General features: G+C 68.5%; 1 protein-coding gene. It reads left to right on the top strand.

Annotated features, from left to right (window positions below):
- Window positions 1-208 precede the first annotated feature (208 nt).
- The gene (gene glmS / locus Mspo_RS19305) at window positions 209-2,035 is read left to right on the top strand and encodes a glutamine--fructose-6-phosphate transaminase (isomerizing) (protein WP_159732901.1); all 1,827 of its coding nucleotides are present in this window, start codon (window positions 209-211) and stop codon (window positions 2,033-2,035) included.
- Window positions 2,036-2,267 lie beyond the last annotated feature (232 nt).

Raw genomic sequence — 2,267 nt, 5'->3', positions numbered from 1 at the left:
CAGAAAGTACCCCGAAACTCTCGGGAAAGCCGGGCATGCGCCCGCGACCTATCGACTCATTCCCCGGACAGCCGTGCGCAGGCGGGAGAAGGAAGCGCCTCACTTTCTGGACGGCTCCGCGAAATGACCTAATGCTCTGTCCAGAATAGCCGTCACGGAATAGAATTAGGCCTTCCGACCGCGGCGCTTCGATCGAGGGGAGATTTCCATGTGCGGGATCGTCGGCATTCTCGGACGCGAGCCGGTCGCGCCCTCCCTGGTCGAGGCGCTGAAGCGGCTCGAATATCGCGGCTATGATTCGGCCGGCCTCGCCACACTGGAGAAAGGCCGCCTCACCCGACTGCGCGCCAGCGGCAAGCTGCGCAACCTCGAGGCGAAGCTCCAGGCCTCGCCTCTGGCGGGGACGAGCGGCATCGGCCATACGCGCTGGGCGACGCACGGACGGCCGACCGAGACCAACGCCCATCCGCATACGAGCGCCGGGCTCGCCGTCGTGCATAACGGCATCATCGAGAATTTCCGCGAATTGCGCGAGGAGCTGACCGCCAAAGGCCATGTCTTCGCCACCGAGACCGATTCGGAAGTGGTCGCCCATCTCGTCGCCGAGGAGCGCGGCAAGGGCGCCGCTCCGCGCGAGGCGGTGGCGGCGGCGCTCGCCCGGCTCGAGGGCGCTTTCGCCCTCGCCTTCCTTTTCGAGGGGGAGGAGGATCTGCTCATCGGCGCGCGGCGCGGCGCGCCGCTCGCGGCGGGCTGGGGCGATGAAGGCGTCTATCTCGGCTCCGACGCGCTGGCCCTCGCGCCATTCGCGCGGGCGATCGCCTATCTCGAAGAGGGCGACCATGTCGTGCTGACGCGCGACAAGATCACTTTCTACGACGCCGCCGGGAACGAGGTCGAGCGCCGCCGCCAGACGCTGCAGGCGGGCTCCTTCCTCGTCGACAAGGGCAATTACCGGCATTTCATGGCCAAGGAGATTCACGAGCAGCCGGAGGTCGTCGGCCGCACGCTGTCGCATTATCTCGATCTCGCCGCGGGCGAGGCGCGCCTGCCTTTCACCCTGCCCTTCGATCCGTCGAGGCTCTCGCGCGTCACCATCTCGGCCTGCGGCACGGCCTATTACGCCGGCCTCATCGCGCGCTATTGGTTCGAGCGCTATGCGCGGCTCGCGGTCGACATCGACATCGCCTCGGAGTTCCGTTACCGCGAGGCCCCGCTCTCCGAGAACGGGCTGATGATCGTCGTCTCGCAATCGGGCGAGACGGCCGACACGCTCGCGGCGCTCCGCTACGCGAAGGCGCAGGGCCAGCACATTCTCTCCATCGTCAATGTCGAGACCTCGACGATCGCGCGCGAGAGCGAAACCGTCGCGCTGACGCTCGCCGGACCCGAGATCGGCGTCGCCTCGACCAAGGCCTTCACCTGTCAGCTCGCCGTTTTCGCCTGCCTCGCCATAGCGCTCGGCCGCGCGCGCGGCGTGCTCGACGAAGCGGATGAGAAGCGCCTCGTCCGCGAGCTCGCCGCGACCCCTGGCCAAATGGCCGGCGCGCTCTCTCGCGAAGCGCTGATCGAGCCTGTCGCGCGCGATGTGGCGCGCGCCTCGAGCGTGCTCTATCTCGGCCGCGGCGCGGCCTTCCCGCTGGCGCTGGAAGGCGCGCTGAAGCTCAAGGAGCTCTCCTATATTCACGCGGAAGGCTATGCGGCCGGCGAGCTGAAGCATGGGCCGATCGCGCTGATCGACTACGCCATGCCGGTGATCGTGCTGGCGCCGCCGGACGCCACGCTCGAGAAGACCGTCTCCAATCTGCAAGAGGTCGCGGCGCGCGGCGGCCATCTCATCCTCATCGGCTCGGCGGCGGCGCGCCAGGCGGCGGCGGCCGAGCTCGCGGGCTTCATCGAGCTTCCCGAGATCGCCGGCGCCTTCGCGCCGCTGGTCTACGCCATTCCGATGCAGCTGCTCGCCTATCATGCGGCGGTGTTCATGGGCAAGGATGTGGACCAGCCGCGCAATCTGGCCAAGAGCGTCACTGTGGAGTGACGCCGACGGGCGGACCGGAACGAACGCCCGCATTCGACGCGCGCGATTCGACGACACGCCGAGGCGCCCGGCGCCTCGCGGCGGCGGGGGAGGAGGGGCGCTTCGGGACGCTCCGGCCCCTTTCGGCCGCAGCGCGAAGAGATGTGTGTCGGTTCCGGAGCGTCCCGAAACGCGGCTTCGCCTTCTCGTCGACGTCCCGAGGCGTATCCGGACCCGCGAATCCTGGGGTTTC

Source organism: Methylosinus sp. Ce-a6 (genome assembly GCF_009811655.1).
GTDB lineage: Bacteria > Pseudomonadota > Alphaproteobacteria > Rhizobiales > Beijerinckiaceae > Methylosinus.
This window is presented reverse-complemented; position numbering and strand designations above follow the sequence as displayed.

Coding starts and splice junctions, on each gene's coding strand:
- glmS (WP_159732901.1), top strand. CDS start 209: ATGTGCGGGATCGTCGGCATTCTCGGACGCGAGCCGGTCGCGCCCTCC.